This window comes from Arthrobacter sp. TJ-265 (assembly GCF_058269135.1).
Genome location: NZ_JBZCND010000001.1, coordinates 1,649,823 through 1,672,228 on the forward strand (window position 1 = coordinate 1,649,823; position 22,406 = coordinate 1,672,228).

Below are 22,406 nucleotides of genomic sequence, written 5' to 3' on the forward strand. Positions count from 1 at the left end.
CCCCGCCGAGGGTTCGACCACCTGGATCCCGGCGACGCGCGTGGACACCGGACACCGCGTGACCAGTGCCCTGGGTTACATGTCTCCGGCGCACCCTGGTCTCGTGTCATGGGGAATCGACTTGCTGTGGGCGTGGTGGCCGCGACCGTCCTGCTGATCGGAGGATGCACGGCAGAACCCGGCACCACAGGGTCACCTCCCGCTCCCGAAGCGACGGACTCGCTGCAGCAGTCGATCGCCGAGTCCGAGATCCGGGGAGGACTCCCCGCGGAAGCGATCATCGGAGAGCAACCTCCCCGCTCCCCGGGCTCCGCCTACCCCTTCCCGAGGGCTGGGTGGCTCGACGGCGGCGACACGTTCGCGATCGTCCTTGTGGGCAGCGGGAGTTGCCCCGCCTTCCCTTCATCGATCGAGGTCGTCGGTCCTCACACCGTGAAGGTGGGCATCGACCGCCACGAGGCGACGGTGTGCTCAGCCGACATGGCACCACGGACCTACGTCATCAGTACCCCCACGGAGATCGACAGGACCCAGGAAGTGACTCTTACGTACGGTGAGGCGGTTGTGACACTGCCCGCCCTCTAGTCGGCGATGCGATTCTGTCCCAGCGAAGGACCCCCGTCCCGAACCGGGGCATATGAGGTTCAGAAGTCCTCGGAGGGAACCATGTCCGATTCGCGGATCAGGTGGGAGTCCAGGTCTTCGGCCGCAAGGATTCTGCCGGCGGTGGGTAGGTCGCAGCCGACGATGAGGCTTCGTGCGTACAGGTCCTGGCCGACGCACCACTGCAGATCTCCTGGCCACCAGTACGTGGGAACGCGGCCCGTGTCCGTAGTCGGTACAACCACAGAGCCCTCGGCATCGATGAGGACGCCCGAGTACAGCGCCATCTCCCGTCGGGATGGTGAGAACTCGATGATCGGCGGAGCGCTTCCTTCGGCGTAGCCGGTCCAGCTCGCGAAGTAGTGTCGGCCCTCGTCCACGTGGAGCTCGCGGATCAGGGCTCCTGCGAGGCTTGCATGAGGATCACCCATCGCAGGTTCTGCGTTGCCGGCGGGAAGAACGGCGTCAGGGTGGGCTTTCAGCTCGTCCCACTGCATCCAGGGGCTCGGTTCGAGGCCGTTGCGTTCCATGATGTCCGACCACCTGATGACCGAATCGTCATCGATGGCGACAGGGTTGAGGACGCGTACATAGCGCTCATAGCCTGGCGGGACGACCGAGGTGACCAGATGTCCGGTGCGGTCGAGCGAAGCGGCCAGCGGCTCGGCGACCCGACGATCCACCTCATGGTAAAGAGAACACATTGCAGCCCTTCTGTCAGCGTCACCCTACCGTTCGGCTACGGCCCGGAGGCCGATCCTTTTCCGCACCCGGGCAACCGGGCCAGGCGCTGGATGCCCGGCGCCCTGGCCGCACGTGGGTTACTCCCCCTTACCGCCCGGAACTGCGGGTGCCCCGTTGCTCACCAGCGCTGCGAGACGATCGAGATCGGCCTCGACCATCCGGACGTCCCGCGCGAACTCCGTATCGCTGAGTTCGATCTGGCGAACGGTGAAGAGCACTTCGGCACCGTCCGGGTGGGAGACCACCCGCATCGGATTCGTGACGACAGTCCCGGACGGCAGAACGACGTCGTGATCAAGCACCCCGAACCGGTTCCGTTCCACGAACTGGATCCGGACCCGCCCCATCGGGGACTCGACGAACAGATCCCGCCCGTCCTGCACCACCTCCGACTGCGCGAGGCCGGCGGCCCACTTCGGCAGGTTGCCGATGTCCGACGCGACGTCGTAGACAGCCTCCGGAGATGCCGTGATGATCCGGCTCACGTGATGACTCCTCATGGGTCAAGCCATACACCGCGCCTCGGCATCGTGTAAATATCGTGGCGGAGCAGAAACCACCGGTCGCCGTGTGGTTCCCGGGCACGCCCGGACTGCCTGGGCATCGGGAGATCGTCGGAGCTGGGACGGATAGGCTTTCGGAAGCCGACGGAAGGGGCAGCATGCCGCACGCACGCACTGACGAGGACCGGGCCATAGTCATGGAGGCTGCCCGCAGCATCATGGTCCACACTGCCCGCCGGCAGGAGTTGATCACCTATGAGGACCTCAATCGACAGATCAGTGAGGACACCGATACGGAACCGTTCGATTTCTCCCAGGCTGCTGACCGCGATGCGCTCGGCGCGCTCCTCGCCGACGTCGTGAAGGAGGACCTCCTGCACAGTCGGTTCATGCTCTCGTCGGTCGCGACGCTCTCGGAGGTGGAACGGGAGCCCGGAAGCGAGTTCTACACCCTTGCGGAGAACCTCGGCCATCTGGAGCCGGGCGCATCCGACGAGCGGAAGTACGCGTTCTGGGCAGAGCAGCTGAAGCTGACCCACGACCACTACAAGCGCCGGATATAGGGGTCAGCAGGCATCGGTTGAGTCACCACCGGGCGCTTGTGGCCCGGTTCCCGGGCCCGGCGTCGTCGTCGACCTGAGAGCCACGAAGGCAGCACTGCTGAGGTTCTTCCACCACAGGGGCCCGGACCCCGGGCTCACCGGGACCTCGGGTGACGAGGCGCTCGATCTCAGGTTCAGCTAGGCGTATGCCGCGGCGGGCTGACGCACAGGGTCGGTGCCGGCCGGAGGGCCCGTCCCTGTGGAACGGCTCGATGGGGTGCCGCGCCTATCCGTCATCTACTCGCCGCGGAAGATCAGTCGCCCAGCGCCCACCCGGCATGAAGCAGGGACTGCGGTCGTACTACACCTACTCCCGGGCGGTTCCCTTCCGCCGAGTAGCGGAAGATTCCGCCACAACGCAGGCCCCCGCTGGATGACAGTCCGAAGGCACTGCCCGTCCCGGAGTCACGGGGGTAGCATGCGGCCATGTCAGCACCTGAGGAACGCTACGAAGACGCCCTGGCTGCTGCCTTCGGGCATACGCGCCAGTGGCTGGAAAGCCAGGATCGGCGGCGCGTCGGCCCGAGCAGGACCGCGGCCGATCTCGCGGCGGACTTCGGCGGTCCCCTCCCCCAGGCCGGAACCCCGGCGGCCGACGTGGTGGACGATCTGGCGGCCAAGGCTGAACCCGGACTGATGGCCATGCCCTCCGGACGGTTCTTCGGCTGGGTCATCGGGGGCACGGTGCCCGCTGCGCTGGCTGCGGACTGGCTCGTCAGCGCCTGGGACCAGAACACCGGGCTCCGGTTCGCGACCCCGGCTACGGCGGCCATCGAGGAGGCCGCCGGTAGATGGCTGCTCGATCTGCTGAACCTCCCGCGGGACGCAGATGTGGGCTTCACGACGGGTGCCACGATGGCCAACTTCACCGGACTGGCCGCTGCTCGGTGGCGGTTGATGACCGACGCCGGATGGGACCTGGACACGTACGGGCTGGCCGGCGGACCGCGGATCCACTGTTTCGTGGGCGAGGAGCGGCACGACACCATCGATCTGGACCTCCGCTACCTGGGGCTCGGCCGGCCCACGGTGGTACCTGTCGACGGGCAGGGCCGCATGAATCCTGCAGAACTGGACTGCGCTCTGGATCGCGCCCTGACCGACGCCGGGCGCGAAGAAGCCGGCGGGTCGGGACGCCCCCCGCTGCTGGTGTGCCTGCAGGCCGGGAACCTGCACTCCGGTGCTTTTGATCCTTTCAGGGAAGCGATCACCGTGGCCAAGGCTCATGGTGCCTGGGTCCATGTGGACGGCGCCTTCGGGCTGTGGGCGGCCGCCGTGCCGGAGCTCGCCGCTCTGACCGCTGGGATGGAGGAAGCGGACTCGTGGGGTACCGATGCGCACAAGACGCTGAACGTTCCCTACGACTGCGGCGTCGTGGTGGTCCGGGACGCCACAGCGCTGCGTGCCGCGATGGGCGTGCATACCAGTTACCTCATCCGGGACGGGGACGGTCCGGCAGACCCCCTCGAAACGGTTCCCGAACTGTCCCGGCGTGCCAGGGGCGTTCCGGTGTGGGCGGCCCTCAAGTCGCTGGGCCGGGACGGCGTTGCGCGTCAGGTCCGGGGACTGGTGCTTCACGCGCAACAGCTAGCGGACCGGCTAGCCCTACTGGACGGGGTCGAGGTGCTCAACGACGTCTCCTACACCCAGGTCTGCCTGGCCTTCGGCGACGACGCCACGACGCGCGCGGTGACTGCCCGGATCATCGCCGACGGCCGGGTGTGGATGTCCGGTTCGCGTTGGCAGGACCGGGACATCCTGCGGATCTCGGTGAGCAACTGGAGCACGGACGACGCCGACACGGCCGTCGCCGTCGCCGCGGTGCGGGACGCCCTGGCAGCTGTCCGCGGCTGATCAGCCGGACCGAGGTGCCGGGCAAGCCCTCTTCCCGAACGCCTCGACGTGGATTTCGACCAGAGGGCTGGTCGAGTCCAATACTTCGAGCCGGAACGTGAGGGTGCCTACCCGAGGGAGTCATTTTCCTTCTTCATGAAGTAGTCCACCCCGGTGTAGCCTCCGTCAGCGACAATTGTTGCTCCCGTGACGAAGGAAGCGGAGGCGCTGAGGAGGAAGGCAACGATGCCGGCTATGTCGTCAGGTCGTCCGTTTCGTCCTAGAGGTGTAAGCCCGGCTGCTTCATAAGGTTCGTTCAAGATGCCGGAGTCGACCCAGCCGGGACTCACAGCATTGACGCGAACGCCGCGGGGGCCGAGCACGTTGGCCAGACTTCGGGTGACTGAAAGTAGGGCTGCCTTGCTGGCTGAGTACGCGATGCCGCGGAACGATCCGACGGCGGCGTCCGTGCTGGCGATGTTGACGATGCTCCCACCTGATGACATGCGGAGGCCGATCTCCCGGGCAAGGATGAGAGGGGCCGTGACATTGACCTCGAACGATCTGTCCCAGACGTCAAGACTCAGCGCCTCGAACGGTTCCTTCTCCAGGACCCCGGCATTGTTGACGAGGGCATCGAAGTAGAATTCGTCACCGATCCGACGAGCGAAATCCTGTACTGCGGCGCGGTTCAGGAGGTCGAGGCGGCGTATCTCTACCTCATGCGTGCGCCGCAGAACATTCGCTTCCTCAAGGCTCGTATTGTAGGTCGCAACCACCCTCCAGTCCTGCTCCGCGAGGTACTCGGCGCTGGCTCGACCGATCCCTCGTGCGGCGCCCGTAACGAGGACGGTGCGTTGGCTTGGCATCGTATTGCCTCCACCGAGATCCCGGAGCATGAAATTGCGTGATGGGCAGCGGAATTAGCGGCTGTCGAGCGCACGATCATATCCACGGCCAGAGCCCCCGGGTAAGGGCCGCTGTTCCTGAGCTCGGACTACCTTGCACGTCAAGGCCCCGCCCGGGGTGCGCTCCGACCGGGGCCTGTTCCGTCAGTGCTGGTGCCAGTAGCGCTCTTCGAGCTGGCGGTCGATGCCCTTGCGTCGGGCCCGGCGCGCCAGCAGGTGGAACACCGGCATCATCACCCGGTCGCGGCCCACGAGGTGGATGTCGGAGTCCACGATGATCAGCGCCCCGTGCGAGATATTCTTCGGGCGCCCATCGGCGTGGGTCATTCCGTCGGAGGACATGTTCTGCAGCACCGCGAGCCATTTCTCGAACGACGGGTAGGCGGGCCGGACCTCGACGACGAACTGCACCCGGCGATCGCTGGTGTTCTGCCACTGGTGGACCGCCCTCAACGGCACAGTGGCGTTCTCCCCCGGCTGCAGTTGGCGGTCTACACCGCTGATCTCGATGTCGAGGGATCCCTCCAGCACGTAGAAGGTCTCTTCATAGCGCGTGTGGAAGTGCGGGAACACGCCGGCGCCAGCGGAGGAATCGCTGTAGAGCAGGCTGTACTCCCCGCCGGTCTCCTCACCGGTGCGGATCCAGGCGATCTCATTGTCCTGCACGGTGTCGCGGTAAACCGGTCGGTCCGCGCGCATCTGGATGACTTGGTCCGTGGTCCACATCATGGTCCCTCCGTTGCGGCGATCGACGCAGTGGTCGGAGTGGTGCCGCGAAGTGCGGTGTTCATCAGGATCTCCTGACTCGAGCTCTGATTCCCTTGTCACGAACGGGTGACTGTCATGGTGTCCGGCCGCCATGGCGGCGGGGCGACTGGCCTCGACGAGGCTCGCGATGAGGCAATCAGTTTCCCGCCGGCTGTGGTCGCCGTCAAGATTGACGCGGTGCCCAGCAACCACTGCTCCGGGCGGACAGTAAGGAAATACACCTGCCGATCGTCGGCACGATCATGCGACCAGATCGGTGAAGAACTGCGCTTTGGCGGCTTCAACGTCGCCACCCCGTCGTTTGAGCAGGTTGTAGTCGCGTCGTGCTGTTTCATCGGTGCGCATTCGTTCCCAGGACCGAATGAACCGCCGATCGTGTTCCGAATCGACGACCGTCACGGCGATCCCGACCGGTGGCGTGGAATCTCGTTCGAACACGGCGAACGATGGTGTCCAGATCTCTTGTCGCGCCCGATCGAAGATGAGCGTCAGCTTGGACGTTGCAATCGCGAACTCACCGGGCATCACCCGCAGGTGCAAGTCGATGTCCCCTTTGGTGAGCAGACCCTCGAGGCTGCTCCCGCCGGTAAGGCTCAGCTGTCCGGGCACGCCTCCGCCGTTCAGACCCAACCGGTGTTCGGTGAGAACGGCGAGTGCCCGGGCAACCGTCTCAGCGGTGGTGAGCTGCCAGTCGTGCGTCGGCATAGCCATCAGTGTTCCTTCCCCGTGCGACCTCGAGCCATCATTATGGCCGCCACCGATGCCGTTGTCGGACCCGGGGATGTCCGCAAGCGAGGCGTGCGGGAAGGGGTCGGCCAAGCACCGATGGAGCGAAGCCATCCGCTCGCGGACGTTGCCGAACGTCCCGGTGTGAGACAGATGCTTACGGGCAATGCCGACACCGGGGTGAGCTCCTCTGGCTAATGTTGATCCATGCGAATCGTCCCGTTTGCTGCCGAACACCGCGAACCGCTTCTGGCACTGTCGCTCCGCGCGTGGGAACCCGTCTTTCCTCGACTGGAGTCGGCCGTCTCCGCATTCGTCTACGAGTCGTTCTATCCCGAGGGTTGGCGCAGGCGCCAGTACGACGATTTGGCTGCCACCCTCGACGGTGAACCGGAGAACATAGATGTCGCGCTGATCAACGACTCACCCGTCGGGTGGGTCTGCACACGACTCCACCCGGAGGACAGCATGGGTGAGATCTACGTCCTCACTGTCGACCCACCGCACCAGGGGAAAGGACTTGGTCGCGCGCTCATCCAGCATTCGATCGAACGCGTGCGATCAAGGGGAATGCGCATGGTGATGGTGGAGACCGGCGATGATCCGGGACACGCGCCGGCCCGTCGGCTCTACGAGGCATCCGGATTCGAGCGGTGGCCTGTTGCCCGCTACTTCAAGGAAATATCCCGCGACGCGCAGTAGGCCCATCCGACCGGCGCCCGGTTGTTCAACGACCCGCGAACGAGTGCGGAGCAACAGTCAGAGCCGAGCGAACTGCGGGCCGGTGGTGGCGTATCCGTCCGCATTGTCGGGGCGCAAGCGGGCGACAAGCTCGCCACGGCTACGGACGCCGACCTTCGCGAAGACCGACTTGAGATGATCCTGCACCGTGTGGACTGATATGAACAGGTGACCGGCGATCTCAGCTGTGGAGTGTCCACCGATCACCTCACGGCAGATCTCCCGTTCCCGGGCGCTCAGGTCGTAGGCCAGCAGCAGCAGCCCGACCAGTTGGTCGCCTGTGACCGGCTCGATGGCCACCGCCACCTGATCCTCCTCCCCGCCGATCAGGGTGCTGGCCTGGAGGACCGCCCACCGCCCATCGGCGTCGCGCAGCCGTGCCTTGAAGTATCCCGCCGCCGCTGCATGTGAGCCTGACGCCATGACCTGCATCATCACCCGAAATCGCCCGGGAGCAATTGCGTCGAGCCGCTCCTGCCATTCCCGGGCGTCAGGCGTCACCCCTACGAGCTGACCATCCGCGGCGATGATCACCAGGGCCGGCCGACCCGGCCCCGTACCGCCCTGCGCCTCCGACCGCACTGCGAGTCGGGTGGCCGATCCGATGGCCGGCGCAATTGCCGCCAGGAACTCCACTTCCCGCGCCGTGAACTCCACTCCTGACCGGACCAGGCCCGCCGCACCCCAACATACGCCGTCGGCTCTGAATATGACTCGGAGCTCCTCGTCCATCCCGAGTGGCCGCCAAATGCTGTGGAGCCTGGTGCTGCGCCTCCGATCGTCGGCGGACAGGTCAGAAAGTCTGGCGAGGGTGGCGCCCTGACGTGCGAGGGCGGCGAAGGTATGCGGTTCATCCAATGAGTACTCGGCTTCGGCCAGTCGAGACTCATATTCGGTCGGTATCCGGTTCTGACCGCTGACCATGGAGCTGATGACCTGGGTCTCCGGGTCGATGCTGGCCCAGCAGGTCAGATCGGTGCTGACGGTCCGGCCCACCAGCTCGATCGCCGCGGCGTGGAGTTCGCTGACACTGAGTCCGGCGGCAGCGAGTTGGGTGATTTCCCGGCGGAGGCGGGAAGCGCGTTCGTCCCACACACCAGAAGTATGGCACCGCAGCACCCTCCTCACATCCCCACAATTCTGGGATCGACCGCTGCACGACGCCGCGCCTACCGTGGGCCGCATGGAAACCACGGTCCAATACACGCCAGCCGGCGACGGCGTGGAACTCGCTTCTCCGGACGCGGTGCTCACGGTCAAGGTCGGCGCCGAGAGCACGGCCGATCAGTACGAGCTGTTCGAGGTGATGGCGCCCCGCGGTCCCGCGACTCCGCTGCACCGCACCGGCTGGGACAAGACCTACTATGTGCTGCACGGCAGGATGATCGTCCAGGTGGGGGACGAGGGCTACGACCTGGGTCCAGGATGTTCCCTTGCCATCCCTGCCAACGCCCTCCACACCTTCACTGTGCTCACCCCGTCCACCACATTCCTCGTCATGAGCCTGACAGGAGCGATGGGCCGGTTCCATGCCGACCTCGATGCCGCCGTCCCCCGTGGCCGATCCATCCAGGACGCCGCCACTGAGCTTCAGGCAGTCCTGGCCCGGCATCCGGTGACACTGGAGGGCGTGCCATGACGACCGTTGTCTGGACTTTCGCCCTGATCGCGGCGCTGATCCACGTCGCCGTGTTCGTCTGCGAGGCCTTGTTGTTCGAGCGGGAAGGGGTGCATTATCGGGTCTTCCTCACGGACACCGCCGATGTTCCGGCCGTCCGATTGTGGGCCTTCGGTGTCGGCTTCTATAACCTGTTCCTCGCCGCCGGCATCATCGTGGGTGTCGCCCTGTGGGCCATGGGCGATGAAGCCGTCGGCCGCGCCTTGGTGATCTATATCTGCTGGTTCATGATGCTCTCCGGCATTGTGCTGTTCATTGCCGACCGGATGGCGATGGGCAGACCGAAGGGGAAGGGGATCGGCGGTGCGCTCGGTCAGGGTGTACCTCCGCTGATCACCCTGATTGCCGCGGCACTGTAGCGAGGGCGCGCGTCTGGCCCGCGGCGGGCCGGGCAGCGGAGGGAACGGCCCCTATACTCACGAAATGTCCCAGACCATCAGGGTTCGCCCTGCGCAGCTGACCGATGTCCCTGCAATGGCGCACGTCAATGTGCAGGCGTGGAACGAGACCTATCGCGGCCTGATCTCTGATCACATCCTTGACGATCCGGGCTTCACCTCCGCACGGGAGCGGCAATGGAACACGGTGCTGACGGATCCACGATTCATCACTCACCGAGTAGCTGTCGCGGAGGACAACGGAATCATCGTCGGGATCGCCATGTCAGGGCCGGGTGCTCAGGAGTCCGATCCACTTCACCTCTACGTCCTCTACGTGTTGAAGCAGTGGCATGGGTCCGGGGCCGGGACGAACCTGCTCGAAGCGGTGCTCGCCCCATCGGAAGCAGCGACCTTATGGGTAGCCCGTCCGAATCCTCGAGCACAGGCGTTCTACCGCAAACACGGATTTCGGCCGGACGGGATCGAGAAGATTGAAGACGACCTACCAGTGGTTCACATGATCCGCTCCGACGTCGCCGACTCACGGGCCGCGGGTGGAGTCGAGTAGATCGAGGACGAAGGAGGCTGCTCGCGCACGCTCCCGCACGACGTCTGCCGACCCTGGTGCGGGCAAACCGAAGAGTACCTCGAGCGGCACCGCGGACAAGCCGTAGAACAGCACCATCAGGAGCGCGTGGGTGCGTCTGAGGGCGTCGAGGGAGACGGTGCATCCTTCGTCGATCAGCCCCCGATGGTAGGCCGGCAAGCACACGCCTTCGAGGTGGGGGAGCTCGGACGCAGGACGCTCCCCGGTCTGAATCTCCCCGACCATGAGTTGGGTGAGGTCGAAGGACAGCGGCGCCTCGCACCAGAATCCGAAGTCGATCAGGACCAGCGTCTCCTGGTTCCCGCTCGTCGCGAGCAGATTGCGGGGACAGGAGTCGCCATGCGCGCTGCCCAGCGGAGCTCCGTCGAGCTCCTCCAGAAAGCGCGGCAGCGCTTCAGCTGCATCCAGTATGCGATGCCTCAGGTCAGGATCGAACGCCCCCGCCACCAGCGGATGAGCCCAGAGTTCCTCGCTGCGGAGCACCGGCAGCACCTGATGTTCGAGCCGACCACGATCGTAGCCACGGACCACGTCGGTGCTACCGAGAGTGCGGAGCGGTCGAACGGTCGGGCTCGCGGCCAATCTGCCGAGCAGGTAGGCGGCGCGCGCGAAGGTATCGATTCCCCATCGACTCGAGTCGTGGTCGATGAACTGGAGCCACAGACCGGCCGAGAACTCGTCGATGTCGACAACGGAGTACGCACGGGGCATCGAGAAACCGTCGGGGAGACGATCCCGGAGATCGGACCTGTAGACAGCAGGCTCGTTGCGCCACGGAAGGCTCGCCGCCGCTATCTCACGGAACGCCTCGGGAACCTGCTCGAACTGGGGCGAGCGGGTCCAGGACTGCACCACTTTGACGAAGAAGGAGTACGGAGACACACCGCCCGCGTGTCTGGCAGTGCCATGAACCCTGTAGCGCCCTGCCGTGGTGAGCGCGTCGAGGTCGTACTCGGCCACCTCTGCGTGGCAACTCGCCAACTCGACGCCACGGACGCCGAGATCGTCCTCGATGATCGACGCGAGAGCGTCGTCGCTGACATCCGCCAACCCCAGAATCGCCCGATCGAACGCCGCAACTTGCCCCGGCTCCCCATCCATTCGAAGCCCTCCTATGACTACGGACCATCACGGAGACCGACACCAGTGGAAGGGAAAGGACGAGTGGTGTCAAGGGGTCGAGGGCAGTCGACGTGAGACACATTGGTGAGGCACGGGCGGGCGTAGAAATTACCGCGGACGTCGATTTCTGCGGCATCGTGGGGACAGGTTGATAGCCCTCGGAACCAGTATTGAACGGGCGGGCCGGGTGGCCTTGACGCAGACGTCCATGGGTCGTGCGCTGGATAGTAGATCAGGCAACCCGCATTCGCACGCCGAGCATCACGTTGTTCTGGATCGTACCGGTGGTTCTGGGCAGACGTATCCTGAGGGTGCTGTCCCGGACCCTGCCAGCGGGCCATTCGCCGTTCCATCGGCGCCACGAGGCTGAGACAAGAGGGGCTGGCAGATGAACCCTGTGGACGATGCATCATCCGGTGTCGCCGACCCTGGCCTTTGGGCTTCCCCGAATCAGGGACCGCCAGGCACCGGACGCGCTCCGTCGGTGACGCGCAAGGTGCGGATCGCCACACCGAATGACGCCGTTGCTTCATATGCCACGCTCCTGAAGCAGGTCCGGGCCGATGGGCTGCTCGAGAGGCGCCGACCGTTCTACATCAGCGTCTTTCTCCTGCTCATGCTCGCCCTGACCGCGACGGGCATCGGGTTCCTGCTGGTCGGTGTCCACTGGGCTCAACTGCTCATCGCCGCAACCCTGGCAGTCATCCTCACACAGCTCGCGTTCCTCGGCCACGAAGCTTCCCACCATCAGATCTTCGCCTCCCGTACGGCCAATGAATGGGCAGGCAGGATACTCGCCGCGGGTTTCGTCGGGATCAGCTATGCCTGGTGGATCACCAAACACACACGACACCACAACACTCCGAACACCGTCGGGAAAGACCCCGACATCGCCATGGGCACCCTTTCCTTCCGGGCCGATGACGCTGCCGCGAAGACGGGCTTGAGCGCGTGGTTCACGCGACGGCAGGGTTATCTGTTCTTCCCACTGCTGACTCTTGAAGGCCTCAACCTGCATGTTCAGTCCTTCAGGACCTTGGTCGAGCGGAAACCGGTGTCTGGCCGCTGGGTGGAACTGGCCCTGATCGGCGTGCGCTTCGGCGGCTACCTCGGCGTCCTGTTCTGGTTCCTGCCAGCAGGGATGGCGTGCGCGTTCCTCGGCGTGCAGCTGGCGGTTTTCGGTGTCTACATGGGCGCCGCCTTCGCCCCGAACCACAAAGGAATGCCGATTCTGGCCCACGACACCACCGCGGATTTTCTCGAACGTCAGGTGCGCACCTCGCGCAACGTCACAGGCGGCACGTTCACTGATTCCGTGTTCGGTGGCCTGAACTTCCAGATCGAACACCATCTGTTCCCGAACATGCCCCGGCCGAACCTGCGCCGAGCAAGCCTCATCGTCAGGAAACACTGCAAGAGGGCGGGCATTCCCTACACACAAGTCCGCGTGCTGGCGTCCTACAGGGCAGTGATCACCCACCTCAACCACGTTGGCTTGTCTGCCCGGGACCCTTTCGACTGTCCCATGATCAGCCGGTACCGCCGCCCGTAGGCACGCCCGGTGTCTCCGTTCCGCATCCGGCTCGCGCGACCGGAGCCGGCGCCAGGCTGCCGACGAGGCCGGGTGCGACCCTTCGGCTACGGTGCGACGACCTCGATGGCGGCGAAGCGCTTCGAGGCTTCGAGGGCCGGGCCGTTCCCCAGAGCATCTGCGGGATAGGTCAGGACGCCATAGGTCCGCGGCACGAGATCCCGCCCGATCGTGATCGTGAAGCTGTAGGCCCCTCCGGCGTCGGTGATCGCTGACTGCTCGTCCATCACCATGCCGTCGGACTGGGCGATGCCCATGTTGATGATGATCTGCTGCCCGGGCTGGTAGCCGCTGCCGTTGATCGTGAACGAGGACCCCTGGGTGACGGTGGTGCTCACCACGCCCCACTCGGGGTGCGGCGTGACGACGACGCCTGCGGGTACCACGGCTTCCAAATCGGCCGTGATGGTGGGAGCCGCCGCCGGCGCCTCGGTCACTGCAGGGGCCGCGGGAGCTTCAATTGGAGGGGCAACAGGCGGGGTGATCGCGGGGGCGGGCACCGTCGCGGGAGCCTCCGGTGCGACCGACTCCGCTGCAGGGGCGGCTGGCGGGGTCGCAGAGGGGGTCGCTACGGGGGTGGCGGACGGCTTCGGAGCGCTGGGAGATGCCGAAGCAGTCTCTGCGGCAGCCGTAGGAGCCGCGGCCCGCTCGTCATCAGGGGCGCTGGCGCAGCCTGCGAGGAGGGCGGTGGTCGCGGCGAGGGCGAGGAGGGACGGCAGTTTGGGCACGGAGATCATCCTGAGAACGAAGTTTTGTGACAGCGAGGGGCCGCCCGGCAAGAACCCTGCCCTGCTTCATCCCCCGAGGCGGATATTACCTCCGAATGAATCTCTTGGATATAGCGTCAAGGGGCTGGGTGCACCGTGATCCACGGCGCCCAGGCCATTCATCGGATCACATCGTGACCGAACCGGTACGTGTCGACGGTGGCGGCGCCGTGTCCCGGACTCATGCTTGGATCATGGCGCTCATGGGGATCGAAAAGGTACGTCCGACGCAGTGGTTGAGGGACAATCGGGCGGCTCTGCCGTCGTTGCTGGCGCTGCTCGCGGTGGCCGTGTTCTGGTTTGTCGGAGCCATCGGTGGCATCGGCTACCTGGCCGGCGCGAGCTCGCCCATGGCGATGCTGACGGGGCTCTACGTGGGCCTCGCCGCCGTCGCCGTGTCCATCATCATCACAATCCTGGCCTTGACCGATCTGATGCGCCGCTACGCGCGGCCGCACACCCGCCGCTGACGGCCTGGCGGGACTCGACGAAAGCGTTCCCGGGCTTGGTGTCGGCGGGTGCCGGGTAGTAGGTGCTGGACGGCGAGGTCGAACCGCGTGTTCATGGCCGTGAGGATGTATCGGTACACCGCCCGGTGCACCGCGCGGGGTTGAGGCCTGCGACGAAGGCGTCTGCGGTGCTCGGGCTCTTGAACAGGTGGTCCTGCAGCAGGCCGAACCGGCCGTCGCTGATCTCCTCAACACCTGCTCAATCAGTCTGTTCCGGTAGTTGACGATGGGAGCTTCAACCCGACGGGCCGCGAACCCGGAGTACCGCTGCATATGCGCAACCGCGCGGATGAATGCACCATCGTCACCGACGGTCGTGTCGGTTTCCTGCTCGACGACGAGGTGTACTACGCCGGACCGGGAGAGCTCGTGGTGAAACCTCGGGACCAGTGGCACACGTTCCGGAACGCCGGTGATGGGCAGGAGCGGACGCTCTCCAGGTGGACTTCGAATCCAGGCAGGGTGAGCCGACACACGATGCCACCGTCCGCCCCCACCGTCATGATTCGCACCCTATGCCGTCACCGTCACCGTTGCCGTCGAAGGCGGGGCTGAACCCGGGATCGCCGGCCATGATCGGTACGGTGCCGGTGGCCTTCACCTCGGCGCAGGCGGCGTAGGCGATCTCGCCGGCCGGAGCTGCAGAAGCCTCTGTGCCGGGCTCCTCAGTCGCCGCAGGTGCGGGCGTTTCGTCGACGGCCACCGGCTGTCCCTTGGCGCCGCCTCGGGTCGGCAGTGGCTGGTCGGGGCAGGTGTCGAGGACGCGCACGATGGCGTCGTGTTCGGCGGCGGTCATCCAGAGCTCGTACTTGGCCTTCACGGCGGTCTGGGTGGCGACGTACTCGCAGCGGAACGCCTTGTTCGGCGGCAGCCAGGTGGCGGCGTTCCCGTCGCCCTTGGCGCCGTTCGTGGGGCCGTCGGCAGACCGGAGGTTCAGCGGGTCGTTGGCCAGCTGGAGGCGCTCCTCGGCGGTGAGCTGCTGGGCGCCGGTCTGCCAGGCGTTCGAGAGGGCGATGATGTGGTCGATCTGGACGTCGGAGCTGGTGTCCTGGCCGCGCTGGAACTCGATGCGGGCGCCCGTGTACGGGTCGTCGAGGACCCCAAACTCCACCTTGCAGGGCACGCTGATGGCGTGCACGACGTCGGAAAGGTCCCGGTTGAGGACCTGATTACGGGTGTCGCAGCCATCGCGGTCGACATCAGCCCACGCGGACCCGAACTCCTCGCGGCTGTAGACGGTCTTCGGGGCGCGGCCTTTGAGGGGGGTCTGCTCGAGGGCGGCCAGCGCAGTGCCGGCGGATGCCGGAGATTGGCTCGCGGCCGAGTTCGGGCCGGTGGGACCGTCCAGCACGGCCCTGGCGTCGCAGCCGGAGAGCCCGAGCGCGAAGAGGGCGCCGGCAGCGGCTAGGGTCAGGCGGGAGGATCGGGAGGTCGTCTTGCTCGTCATGTGTGCGGGGCCGGTGGTTCTGCTCATCGCCGTCAAGCCTACCGAGGCAGGCCGGGCGGCCTGTTACCCGGACCCCATCAGCACGTCGAGGCATCCGCTGGTTGCGCCGATTCCATGTCCGGAGGGGCAGGGTGGAGTCCTCGTGGCTGGGTCTTCGAAGTTCCGACGAAGCTGCCTCTAGAGCGCGCCTCCGCAAAGAGGAATAATCTCAGTACGCCGTACGGTATTGAGGACACGAGATCGGAGACTCGAATGAATGATACGACATCAGCCGCAGCCGGCGCTTCGGCGTCCCCCGCCGCCACCCAGGAGATTCTGGATTGGTTCGCTCAGTACGACGCGCTTGTTCAGGTTGGCGATGTGGAAGGCATGGCCGACCTGGCTTCGTTCCCGCTGAACGAGGTGTCTGACGACGCGACGGGTCATGCTGTGACCCGTTCTTGCGATCGCATGACGTACATCGAGCAGATGCGGCAGGTGCTGGAAGGCTCTGAAGGGGCCGAGATGCAGTCGAGGCGGCATCCCACCTTCATCTCGCCCGCGCTGTGCTTCGTCGTCACGGATGCATCGTTCGTCGTCGGAGGCGTTGAGACGCAGATGCGATATGGCGACCTGCTCGTTCGAACACCCGATGGATGGAAGTTCCAGACGATGGTAGCCGGAGGTTGGCATGACCAGATGTGACACGGGGCCGCGGGAAACAGGAGGATGACTACATGAACGACGTCACCAGCTCCGGCAAACCGGCGGCGACGTTGCAACTCCTTTGGCGCGAGCATCTTCCTCCAGACTCGAGTCCCCGCCGCGGTCCCCGACGGGGACTCGAGTTCAACACAATCGTGGAAGCTGCGACGTCCCTCGCCGACGAACACGGCCTCACCGCACTGACGATGCGCCGCCTCGCCGAGCGGTTGAACATTCGGCCAATGAGCCTCTACACCTACATCCCCGGTCGCGCCGAGCTGCTGGATGTGATCCTCGACGACGCCTATCTGAAGATGCCCCGCCCGCCATTCGAGACGGCGCCATGGCAGGTCAGGGTGCGCGCCGTGGCCGCGAGCAACCTTGACCTGTACGAGCGGCACTCCTGGGCAACTCACTTGTCCACGCTGCGCCCTCCACTGGGGCCGGGCCAGATGGCCAAGTACGAGTACGAAGTTTCCGCCTTTGACGGCTCAGGCCTGGGCGACCTTGCGACGGACGATGCTCTTACGTTCCTGTTGAATTTCGTGCGCAACGCTGCTCGCGACATCCACGGCGCGCGTGACACATCGCGAGCGGGCGGCACCGACCAGGAATGGTGGGATGAAGCCGCGCCTCTCCTGGCACAGAACGTCAACGACAAGTGTTACCCCCTCGCCTCGCGCGTGGGGAGCGCGGCCGGCGCTGCCCACGGCAGCGCGCACGATCCGCACCACGCGTACGCGTTCGGCCTGCAACAGACAATTCGCGCCCTCGAACTGCTGGCCGCTGATGGTCCCACCGGCGATTAACCCGCCCATCTCGTAGGCCAAAGCCCTCCCGGAACCAGACTCTTGATGCTGACGTGGCGCCGCGGGTCCACCACGCGAGTCACCACAGTGTCCGTGCCGCAGACTCCGCGCGTGCATCCGCTTGTAGCCGGTCGCACTGCGACCGGGCGCCTCGTTGGAACTCGGTTGCTCGGGATGGATGAGATGTACTGGGTTGATCGCTAGCTCGGGCGATGACCTCGTGGGCGATATGTCCGGCCGAAGCTGCGTTCCACGCCCTCGTACGTTCCCCCGAGTTCCCAGTCATACCGGTGTCCGCCAGGTACATCGAAGATGCGGGTGCCATCACCGAGGAACACTGGGGCGACGAAGACCTGCAGCTCATCGATGAGGTTGTGCTCCAGGGCCTGGCGGGCGATGTCCGCGCTGATGATCTGTATGTCCCGGTCACCGGCGATCTGCTGAGCGCGCTCTATCGCCTCACCTATGTCACAGTTCATCGCGACGAACGAAGGATCACCGGCTATCTCGTGGGGTCGATGAGTAAGGATGATCTCGGTTCCCGACCATGCGCCACCGTACGCCTCGGAGGTCATCTCGTCCCGCTCGTCGCCTTGCGCTTGCGCTTGCGCAGCGTCGTAGCCGTTCCTGCCGGCGATGATGACGGCGACTGCCCCGGCCAGGCGCTCGGTGACACCCTCGGCCAATGGCTCCGCAGCAGCCAACCAGCTCATGTCATGCTCAGGGCCCGCAATGAAGCCGTCGAGTGAACAAGCGAAACCCCAAGCGACCTTGCCCATGAACGTCCTCGTCGATGTCGGCACTGAGCGACTTCCGCTCGTCAGATGGTACCTAAGCCGCTGCAGAACGCGGATCGGATAGCGGTCAGATTCCAGGCCGTCAGCCGATTCCGTCAGTGCCCGAAGAGGCCGCCCGCAGCTCGAGGTACCGGGCGCGGAAGGACGGCTCATCGTCAGCAGTCGGTCAGCACCGCCCATTCCGGTACGGGATCCTCAGGGCGACAGTTGCTCGCCGAATGTAGTTTGAGTACTGTCTCGTGGAAACGCGCTGCACGTATCAGGTGAGGGCAACGGGATGCGACACCTTCGATACTCAATCAACGTCACGCTCGACGGCTGCTGTCATCACGAGGCGGGGCTCCCTCCCGACGAGGAGTCGATGCGTTACTGGACCGCTGAGATGGAGCGAGCCGACGCTCTGCTCTTCGGCCGGGTGACCTACGAGATGATGGAGTCTGCGTGGCGGCAGCCGGCCGCGGGCACGTGGCCTGAGTGGATGGGTGAGTGGCAGATCCCGTTCGCCGAGGCCATCCATGGGGCGAAGAAGCACGTCGTGTCGAGCACACTGAGCGGGGTCGATTGGAATGCCGAGCTGGTGCAGGGCGACCTGGGGCCAGCGGTTCAGCGGCTCAAGCAGGAATCGGGCGAGAGCCTGTGGGTGGGTGGCGTGACGCTCCCCCTCGCGTTGGCAGATCTGGGACTGATCGACGAGTACGAGTTCCTGGTGCAGCCGGTCCTTGCCGGACACGGGCCGACGTTGCTCGCCGGTCTGCGCAAACGCGTCCAGCTTGAGCTCGTGAATCGCCATGAGTTCCGGTCGGGGGCAGTAGCCCTGCGCTACCGGCCCACGCCGGTACCGGCGTGAGGTGACTTGTCTTGACGGGTCGGACGAGCCGTCGGGCTATTCGGCATCCGCACCCTGCCTGAAAGTTCAGGGGGGGTGCGGCACCTGGGACACGGTGCGTCCGAAAGTACCGGAACACGACAGTCGCGCACTCCCAGTCCGATCTGGTCATGCCCCTACCTGTCGCTCTTCTGGGCGGGGTCGATCAGGTGGTCCGAGTGTGGGGCATGACTGTTGTCCCCCCAATGCCAGAAGCGATAGCCGTAAGTTTCGCCGGCCTCCTTACGACGATGGAATCGAGCGTGGACGCAGTCATGCAACCCGTGACCGAACGCCTTCGCATAGGGGCACAAACCCAACCACCACCGACGATTCGCGAGTGGCAGGGACCCGAAGTCGCCCACTCACCCTGCTTTGTCGGTTTGGTAGGGGCCATTCGATGGGACGGTAGAGACTGTAGGGCCGCTATTGGCAGTGGGGCGCGTCACCCCATATAACGTCGCCGCGGTAGGAGCCGTGAACGGGTCGCCGACATGCAAGCCAGGGATCTGCTGCATGAAGTGCGCCCAGGAGGGGGCTGCGATGAGCGAACCATCGATCTCCGGGTAGATCGTCCCGCCGATCCGGAGCCCGCTGAGGGAGGTGTTGCCCTCCTTCCAGTTCCCGATCCAGCTCGCCGTGACCATGCCGGAGTTGTAGCCGATGAACCAGGTCTGCGATCGCTGGTCGTTGGTTCCGGTCTTGCCGGCCATGGGGATCTCCCCGTAGTCGAGCTGCTGACCCGACCCTGTCTTCATGACTTCCTGGGTGGCGTAATTGACGCCGCGGGCCGTCTCCTCCGAAATCGCCTGGTGGCAGTCGATGTCCGACACGGGGTAGTTCGTGCCGTCGGCGGCCGTGACGTCGAGGAGGGCCCGGGGCTGGCACACGGTACCCTCGGCGGCGAATCCGGCGTACGCCGTGGCCATGGACAGGGGTGCGACATCCTGGACTCCCCCGATGAGACCGGGAGCCAGGACATCGAGTCTTCCAGGCTTGCCGCTCGCGCTCTTGCCATCATGGACGCCCATGTCGTGTGCGATATCGAAGATCCTGCACATGTCGAGCTGGCGGGCGGTTTCCATGGTGATGGTGTTGTAGGACTGCGCCAAACCCCGGAGGACGGTGTAGGTCCCATAGTTGGTGTCTCCGTAGTTCTGGGGCGTGTAACCCCTTCCCTGCGGCGTCTGGACCGTGTACGAGCCGCCAGGGAGGCAGCTCGCCGGCCATTCGTCGCCCTCGGGGTACGTGCGTTTGCGTCCGTCGATAGGCGTGTTCAGGGACCCTCCGGCCTCGATCCATGCGGCCACAATGAAGGGCTTGAACGTCGATCCGGGCTGGAAGCCTCCCACTCCCCCGAGGTTCTTCGAGGGGTCGCCGCCCTGGTACTGGTCGACGTTGAAGTTCAGCACCGAGTTGCCGGGCGCGTCCCCCGGCAGGTAGCGGGTGTTCTGCGCCATCGAGAGGATGTTGCCGGTGCCCGGTTCGAGGCTGACCATGGAGTGGCCCACCGCTTCGTCGGTGGTGTCCGGGTCGGCGGTGTCATTCACGGCGGTCTGGGCCGCCGCCTGCACGCGCGGGTCCAGTGTGGTCCTGATCGTGAGACCGGAGCGGTACAGCACGTTCTCGCGGTTCTCGACGGTCTCGCCGTAAGCAGGGTCGTTGAGGATCAGGTGTGTGACGTAGTCGCAGAAGTACGGTGCCCGTGCGGCACCGGCACATCCGTTGAGAGTGGGCGTGACATCCAACCCGAGCTCCGTGGTGACGGCCGCGTCGTGCTCCTCCCGAGTGATCTTCCCGTGGGTCAGCATCGCGCCGATCACGAGATTCCTCCGTTGCAGTGCGCGCTCCGGATGCTCGATGGGGCTGTAGAACGTGGGGCCGTTGACCAGCCCGGCGAGCAGGGCACTCTGCGGGATGGTCAGGTCCTTCGCATCCACGTCGAAGAAGTACCGGGCCGCCGCCTGGACGCCGTACGTGGTCCCGCTGAACGGGACGATGTTCAGATACCCGGCGAGGATCTTGTCCTTGCTCAGGTTCTTTTCCACCGCGATGGCGAGCTTCATCTCGCGAAGCTTGTCGCCGACCGTCTTGTTACCGCTGAACACGGCCTCCTCACCGCCACGCAGGGCGGAATCGATCAGGACGTTGGTCACGAACTGCTGGGTGATGGTCGATGCGCCGCGCGTCGACCCACTCGTGAGATTGCTGGCGATCGCACCGAAGATGCCCTCGAGGTCCACGCCCCCATGCTCGTAGAAGCGGTAGTCCTCGATGGAGACCAGAGCGTCCTGCATGTCCTGGGACACCTCATCAAGGGTGACCGGCTGCCGGTTCTCCTCATACAGGGTCGCGATGAGCGACCCGTCCGCAGCCACGATCGTGGTCGGCTGCGCCAGCGCCTCGCGTTCCAGCTCGGTCGGTAGATCTTCGAAGAACTCGAGGGAGGCGGAAGCACCCGTGCCGGTGACGGCGGCCACCGGCACGAGGAGACCCGCCGCGAGCACGCCCGCGAGCCCACTGATGCCCAGGAACGCCATGGCAGTGCCGATCATGGAGCCCGAGCCGAAGAACGACGACGTGTTCGCGGCCATCAGGAGCCCGAGATGTCGGGGTCGATGATTCCGGCAGTGTCGAAACCGAGCTCGCCGCTCCGGACCGGGCGAATGATCTCCGCCTTCGGTCCGGGACCGGTGGTTTCAACGTTTGCATCGTGCGCTTTGCAGGACGCCGGTCCGCCTGGTGCGACGAACCGGACTCCGACGGGTGCGTTGGCGGGAGACGTTGCATTGTTCATCCGATCTTGGTTTGCCTTCGTGACGATGCCTTCTCCTATTCGGGAGTTCGGAAGCGAGGAGTTCCGAGACTCGGATTGGCCCTGTTCTTGGGTTCGGTTGGCGTCATGCCAGCGGCAACCGTAGGCATGCTGAGAATCTGGTTCCAAACGCAGGGGCCGGCCCGTTACCGCCCTGTGACTGGCCCGCGGGGGACGTTGTGCGATCGTGTCCGGCCCGTAGCCGGACTGTCATGAACTGAGAGCTAGCTGTATGAAGCAAACTGCTACGCCTTCGAAAGCGAAATCGGTGATTCCTTGGTGCGGGTCGAGTTGTGGGTGCCGCGGTACCTTTTGTCGCCGCGTGGGCTTCGGTTGGATACTGGGTGGCATGGAGGATCATCCCGTCTCAGATGGACAAATCGATGCGATGATGCGCGCTTCCAGAGTGCTCGTTGCCATCATGGCGAAATCGCTGGCTGAGGTCGAGGACGTCGTGACTCCGTCCCAGTTGCGGGTTCTCGTGATGATTGCCAGCCGTGGTCCCCAGACGTTGGGAGCCGTTGCGGACGATTTGGGCGTGCATGCATCGAATGCCACTCGGACGTGCGACCGTCTAGTCGCAGCCAAGCTGATACGACGCGATAACGACCCCCAGGACCGTCGCTTCCTGCAGCTTCGGCTGACCGACAAGGGATTGGCCCTGGTGTCGGGGGTGATGGTCCATCGCAGGGCTGCACTAGCAACGGTCCTTTCGCGCATGGCACCCAGCGAGAGGCAGTATCTTGAGCAGGCCATGAACTCATTCGCTTCAGCTGCCGGTGAGGAGCCGGCTGAAGCGATGTCCGAAGTCCTCGGAGTCACTTTCCAATGAGGGACAAGGGATTCGGCTGCCACGGCCGTGTATCGATGGCGCTGGCCGTGAGGTGCGGACCGTACAGATCGCGCC

General features: G+C 65.3%; 25 protein-coding genes. 14 read left to right on the plus strand and 11 right to left on the minus strand.

The annotated features are described in order from the left end of the window. Positions 1-108 precede the first annotated feature (108 nt). Positions 109-585, plus strand: a complete 477-nt coding sequence (locus AC4D2E_RS07845; RefSeq protein ID WP_490952196.1) for a hypothetical protein — start codon at positions 109-111, stop codon at positions 583-585. A 59-nt stretch (positions 586-644) separates the two neighbouring features. Here the strand turns inward: AC4D2E_RS07845 and AC4D2E_RS07850 are convergent, their stop codons facing one another. Further along, positions 645-1,307, minus strand: a complete 663-nt coding sequence (locus tag AC4D2E_RS07850; protein ID WP_490952197.1) for a hypothetical protein — start codon at positions 1,305-1,307, stop codon at positions 645-647. A 117-nt stretch (positions 1,308-1,424) separates the two neighbouring features. Further along, positions 1,425-1,832, minus strand: coding sequence for an SRPBCC family protein (locus tag AC4D2E_RS07855; RefSeq protein ID WP_490952198.1), 408 nt, complete (start codon positions 1,830-1,832; stop codon positions 1,425-1,427). A 56-nt stretch (positions 1,833-1,888) separates the two neighbouring features. Here AC4D2E_RS07855 and AC4D2E_RS07860 point away from each other — a divergent pair, with 56 nt between their 5' ends. Continuing rightward, positions 1,889-2,413, plus strand: a complete 525-nt coding sequence (locus AC4D2E_RS07860; RefSeq protein WP_490952199.1) for a hypothetical protein — start codon at positions 1,889-1,891, stop codon at positions 2,411-2,413. Positions 2,414-2,878: 465 nt separating this feature from the next. Then, positions 2,879-4,306: a pyridoxal phosphate-dependent decarboxylase family protein gene (locus AC4D2E_RS07865; RefSeq protein WP_490952200.1), complete on the plus strand. Its 1,428-nt coding sequence runs from the start codon at positions 2,879-2,881 to the stop codon at positions 4,304-4,306. A gap of 107 nt (positions 4,307-4,413) precedes the next feature. Here AC4D2E_RS07865 and AC4D2E_RS07870 read toward each other — a convergent pair whose 3' ends face one another. The 3 genes from AC4D2E_RS07870 to AC4D2E_RS07880 all read right to left on the minus strand — a co-directional run bounded on the left by AC4D2E_RS07870 (position 4,414) and on the right by AC4D2E_RS07880 (position 6,672). Beyond that, positions 4,414-5,154 carry an SDR family NAD(P)-dependent oxidoreductase gene (locus tag AC4D2E_RS07870; protein WP_490952201.1) on the minus strand — a complete coding sequence of 247 codons (741 nt, stop codon included), beginning with the start codon at positions 5,152-5,154 and terminating at the stop codon, positions 4,414-4,416. Between the two features lie 183 nt (positions 5,155-5,337). Next, positions 5,338-5,922 (minus strand): cupin domain-containing protein, encoded by a 585-nt coding sequence (locus AC4D2E_RS07875; RefSeq protein ID WP_490952202.1) that lies wholly within the window; start codon positions 5,920-5,922, stop codon positions 5,338-5,340. 279 nt (positions 5,923-6,201) lie between these two features. Then, positions 6,202-6,672, minus strand: coding sequence for a hypothetical protein (locus tag AC4D2E_RS07880; RefSeq protein ID WP_490952203.1), 471 nt, complete (start codon positions 6,670-6,672; stop codon positions 6,202-6,204). A 222-nt stretch (positions 6,673-6,894) separates the two neighbouring features. Between AC4D2E_RS07880 and AC4D2E_RS07885 the strand changes: the two genes are divergently transcribed. Next, the gene (locus tag AC4D2E_RS07885) at positions 6,895-7,389 is read left to right on the plus strand and encodes a GNAT family N-acetyltransferase (protein WP_490952204.1); all 495 of its coding nucleotides are present in this window, start codon (positions 6,895-6,897) and stop codon (positions 7,387-7,389) included. A gap of 57 nt (positions 7,390-7,446) precedes the next feature. On the opposite strand, the gene AC4D2E_RS07890 is transcribed toward AC4D2E_RS07885, so the two are convergent. Beyond that, on the minus strand, positions 7,447-8,523 hold the full coding sequence (locus AC4D2E_RS07890; RefSeq protein ID WP_490952205.1) for a response regulator transcription factor: 1,077 nt from the start codon (positions 8,521-8,523) through the stop codon (positions 7,447-7,449). 88 nt (positions 8,524-8,611) lie between these two features. On the opposite strand from AC4D2E_RS07890, the gene AC4D2E_RS07895 reads away from it, so the two are divergent. The 3 genes from AC4D2E_RS07895 (at position 8,612) to AC4D2E_RS07905 (ending at position 10,054) form a co-directional block, all read left to right on the plus strand. Further along, positions 8,612-9,067 carry a cupin domain-containing protein gene (locus AC4D2E_RS07895; RefSeq protein WP_104164437.1) on the plus strand — a complete coding sequence of 152 codons (456 nt, stop codon included), beginning with the start codon at positions 8,612-8,614 and terminating at the stop codon, positions 9,065-9,067. After that, on the plus strand, positions 9,064-9,465 hold the full coding sequence (locus AC4D2E_RS07900; protein WP_104164435.1) for a DUF1304 domain-containing protein: 402 nt from the start codon (positions 9,064-9,066) through the stop codon (positions 9,463-9,465). Before AC4D2E_RS07895 ends, AC4D2E_RS07900 begins: the two co-directional genes overlap by 4 nt. Positions 9,466-9,529: 64 nt before the next feature. After that, positions 9,530-10,054: a GNAT family N-acetyltransferase gene (locus AC4D2E_RS07905; protein ID WP_490952206.1), complete on the plus strand. Its 525-nt coding sequence runs from the start codon at positions 9,530-9,532 to the stop codon at positions 10,052-10,054. Here the strand turns inward: AC4D2E_RS07905 and AC4D2E_RS07910 are convergent. Next, positions 10,028-11,143 (minus strand): aminoglycoside phosphotransferase family protein, encoded by a 1,116-nt coding sequence (locus AC4D2E_RS07910; RefSeq protein WP_490952207.1) that lies wholly within the window; start codon positions 11,141-11,143, stop codon positions 10,028-10,030. The two genes, AC4D2E_RS07905 and AC4D2E_RS07910, sit on opposite strands and share 27 nt — an antisense overlap. 556 nt (positions 11,144-11,699) lie before the next feature. On the opposite strand from AC4D2E_RS07910, the gene AC4D2E_RS07915 reads away from it, so the two are divergent. After that, positions 11,700-12,767 (plus strand): fatty acid desaturase family protein, encoded by a 1,068-nt coding sequence (locus AC4D2E_RS07915; protein WP_490952208.1) that lies wholly within the window; start codon positions 11,700-11,702, stop codon positions 12,765-12,767. An 86-nt stretch (positions 12,768-12,853) separates the two neighbouring features. On the opposite strand, the gene AC4D2E_RS07920 is transcribed toward AC4D2E_RS07915, so the two are convergent. Beyond that, positions 12,854-13,534: a hypothetical protein gene (locus AC4D2E_RS07920; protein ID WP_490952209.1), complete on the minus strand. Its 681-nt coding sequence runs from the start codon at positions 13,532-13,534 to the stop codon at positions 12,854-12,856. Between the two features lie 173 nt (positions 13,535-13,707). On the opposite strand from AC4D2E_RS07920, the gene AC4D2E_RS07925 reads away from it, so the two are divergent. Both AC4D2E_RS07925 and AC4D2E_RS07930 read left to right on the plus strand, forming a co-directional pair. Then, a complete protein-coding gene (locus tag AC4D2E_RS07925) occupies positions 13,708-14,043 on the plus strand; it encodes a hypothetical protein (RefSeq protein WP_146067335.1) in 336 nt (111 codons plus the stop codon). 306 nt (positions 14,044-14,349) lie between these two features. Beyond that, positions 14,350-14,637: a cupin domain-containing protein gene (locus tag AC4D2E_RS07930; RefSeq protein WP_490952339.1), complete on the plus strand. Its 288-nt coding sequence runs from the start codon at positions 14,350-14,352 to the stop codon at positions 14,635-14,637. Here AC4D2E_RS07930 and AC4D2E_RS07935 read toward each other — a convergent pair. Continuing rightward, complete coding sequence (locus AC4D2E_RS07935) at positions 14,582-15,556, minus strand: HNH endonuclease family protein (RefSeq protein ID WP_490952210.1); 975 nt, start codon at positions 15,554-15,556, stop codon at positions 14,582-14,584. The genes AC4D2E_RS07930 and AC4D2E_RS07935 overlap by 56 nt on opposite strands. A 225-nt stretch (positions 15,557-15,781) precedes the next feature. Between AC4D2E_RS07935 and AC4D2E_RS07940 the strand changes: the two genes are divergently transcribed. Together AC4D2E_RS07940 and AC4D2E_RS07945 are read left to right on the plus strand one after the other, a co-directional pair. Beyond that, positions 15,782-16,213 (plus strand): hypothetical protein, encoded by a 432-nt coding sequence (locus AC4D2E_RS07940; RefSeq protein ID WP_490952211.1) that lies wholly within the window; start codon positions 15,782-15,784, stop codon positions 16,211-16,213. 32 nt (positions 16,214-16,245) lie between these two features. After that, a complete protein-coding gene (locus tag AC4D2E_RS07945) occupies positions 16,246-17,022 on the plus strand; it encodes a TetR/AcrR family transcriptional regulator (protein ID WP_490952212.1) in 777 nt (258 codons plus the stop codon). 200 nt (positions 17,023-17,222) lie between these two features. Here AC4D2E_RS07945 and AC4D2E_RS07950 read toward each other — a convergent pair whose 3' ends face one another. After that, the gene (locus AC4D2E_RS07950; RefSeq protein WP_490952213.1) at positions 17,223-17,801 is read right to left on the minus strand and encodes a dihydrofolate reductase family protein; all 579 of its coding nucleotides are present in this window, start codon (positions 17,799-17,801) and stop codon (positions 17,223-17,225) included. A 295-nt stretch (positions 17,802-18,096) separates the two neighbouring features. Here AC4D2E_RS07950 and AC4D2E_RS07955 point away from each other — a divergent pair, with 295 nt between their 5' ends. Further along, on the plus strand, positions 18,097-18,666 hold the full coding sequence (locus tag AC4D2E_RS07955; protein ID WP_490952214.1) for a dihydrofolate reductase family protein: 570 nt from the start codon (positions 18,097-18,099) through the stop codon (positions 18,664-18,666). Between the two features lie 383 nt (positions 18,667-19,049). Here the strand turns inward: AC4D2E_RS07955 and AC4D2E_RS07960 are convergent, their stop codons facing one another. Then, the gene (locus AC4D2E_RS07960) at positions 19,050-21,278 is read right to left on the minus strand and encodes a transglycosylase domain-containing protein (RefSeq protein WP_490952215.1); all 2,229 of its coding nucleotides are present in this window, start codon (positions 21,276-21,278) and stop codon (positions 19,050-19,052) included. A gap of 570 nt (positions 21,279-21,848) precedes the next feature. On the opposite strand from AC4D2E_RS07960, the gene AC4D2E_RS07965 reads away from it, so the two are divergent. Continuing rightward, a complete protein-coding gene (locus tag AC4D2E_RS07965) occupies positions 21,849-22,331 on the plus strand; it encodes a MarR family winged helix-turn-helix transcriptional regulator (protein ID WP_490952216.1) in 483 nt (160 codons plus the stop codon). The last annotated feature ends 75 nt before the right edge of the window (positions 22,332-22,406 follow it).

Excerpts from the sequence above, each read along its gene's own strand:
- AC4D2E_RS07945 (WP_490952212.1), top strand. The coding sequence starts at position 16,246 with ATGAACGACGTCACCAGCTCCGGCAAACCGGCGGCGACGTTGCAACTC.
- AC4D2E_RS07965 (WP_490952216.1), top strand. The coding sequence starts at position 21,849 with ATGGAGGATCATCCCGTCTCAGATGGACAAATCGATGCGATGATGCGC.
- AC4D2E_RS07885 (WP_490952204.1), top strand. The coding sequence starts at position 6,895 with ATGCGAATCGTCCCGTTTGCTGCCGAACACCGCGAACCGCTTCTGGCA.
- AC4D2E_RS07895 (WP_104164437.1), top strand. The coding sequence starts at position 8,612 with ATGGAAACCACGGTCCAATACACGCCAGCCGGCGACGGCGTGGAACTC.
- AC4D2E_RS07940 (WP_490952211.1), top strand. The coding sequence starts at position 15,782 with ATGAATGATACGACATCAGCCGCAGCCGGCGCTTCGGCGTCCCCCGCC.
- AC4D2E_RS07850 (WP_490952197.1), bottom strand. The coding sequence starts at position 1,307 with ATGTGTTCTCTTTACCATGAGGTGGATCGTCGGGTCGCCGAGCCGCTG.
- AC4D2E_RS07960 (WP_490952215.1), bottom strand. The coding sequence starts at position 21,278 with ATGGCCGCGAACACGTCGTCGTTCTTCGGCTCGGGCTCCATGATCGGC.
- AC4D2E_RS07875 (WP_490952202.1), bottom strand. The coding sequence starts at position 5,922 with ATGATGTGGACCACGGACCAAGTCATCCAGATGCGCGCGGACCGACCG.
- AC4D2E_RS07955 (WP_490952214.1), top strand. The coding sequence starts at position 18,097 with ATGCGACACCTTCGATACTCAATCAACGTCACGCTCGACGGCTGCTGT.
- AC4D2E_RS07870 (WP_490952201.1), bottom strand. The coding sequence starts at position 5,154 with ATGCCAAGCCAACGCACCGTCCTCGTTACGGGCGCCGCACGAGGGATC.
- AC4D2E_RS07865 (WP_490952200.1), top strand. The coding sequence starts at position 2,879 with ATGTCAGCACCTGAGGAACGCTACGAAGACGCCCTGGCTGCTGCCTTC.
- AC4D2E_RS07905 (WP_490952206.1), top strand. The coding sequence starts at position 9,530 with ATGTCCCAGACCATCAGGGTTCGCCCTGCGCAGCTGACCGATGTCCCT.
- AC4D2E_RS07900 (WP_104164435.1), top strand. The coding sequence starts at position 9,064 with ATGACGACCGTTGTCTGGACTTTCGCCCTGATCGCGGCGCTGATCCAC.
- AC4D2E_RS07950 (WP_490952213.1), bottom strand. The coding sequence starts at position 17,801 with ATGGGCAAGGTCGCTTGGGGTTTCGCTTGTTCACTCGACGGCTTCATT.
- AC4D2E_RS07935 (WP_490952210.1), bottom strand. The coding sequence starts at position 15,556 with ATGAGCAGAACCACCGGCCCCGCACACATGACGAGCAAGACGACCTCC.
- AC4D2E_RS07880 (WP_490952203.1), bottom strand. The coding sequence starts at position 6,672 with ATGGCTATGCCGACGCACGACTGGCAGCTCACCACCGCTGAGACGGTT.
- AC4D2E_RS07845 (WP_490952196.1), top strand. The coding sequence starts at position 109 with ATGGGGAATCGACTTGCTGTGGGCGTGGTGGCCGCGACCGTCCTGCTG.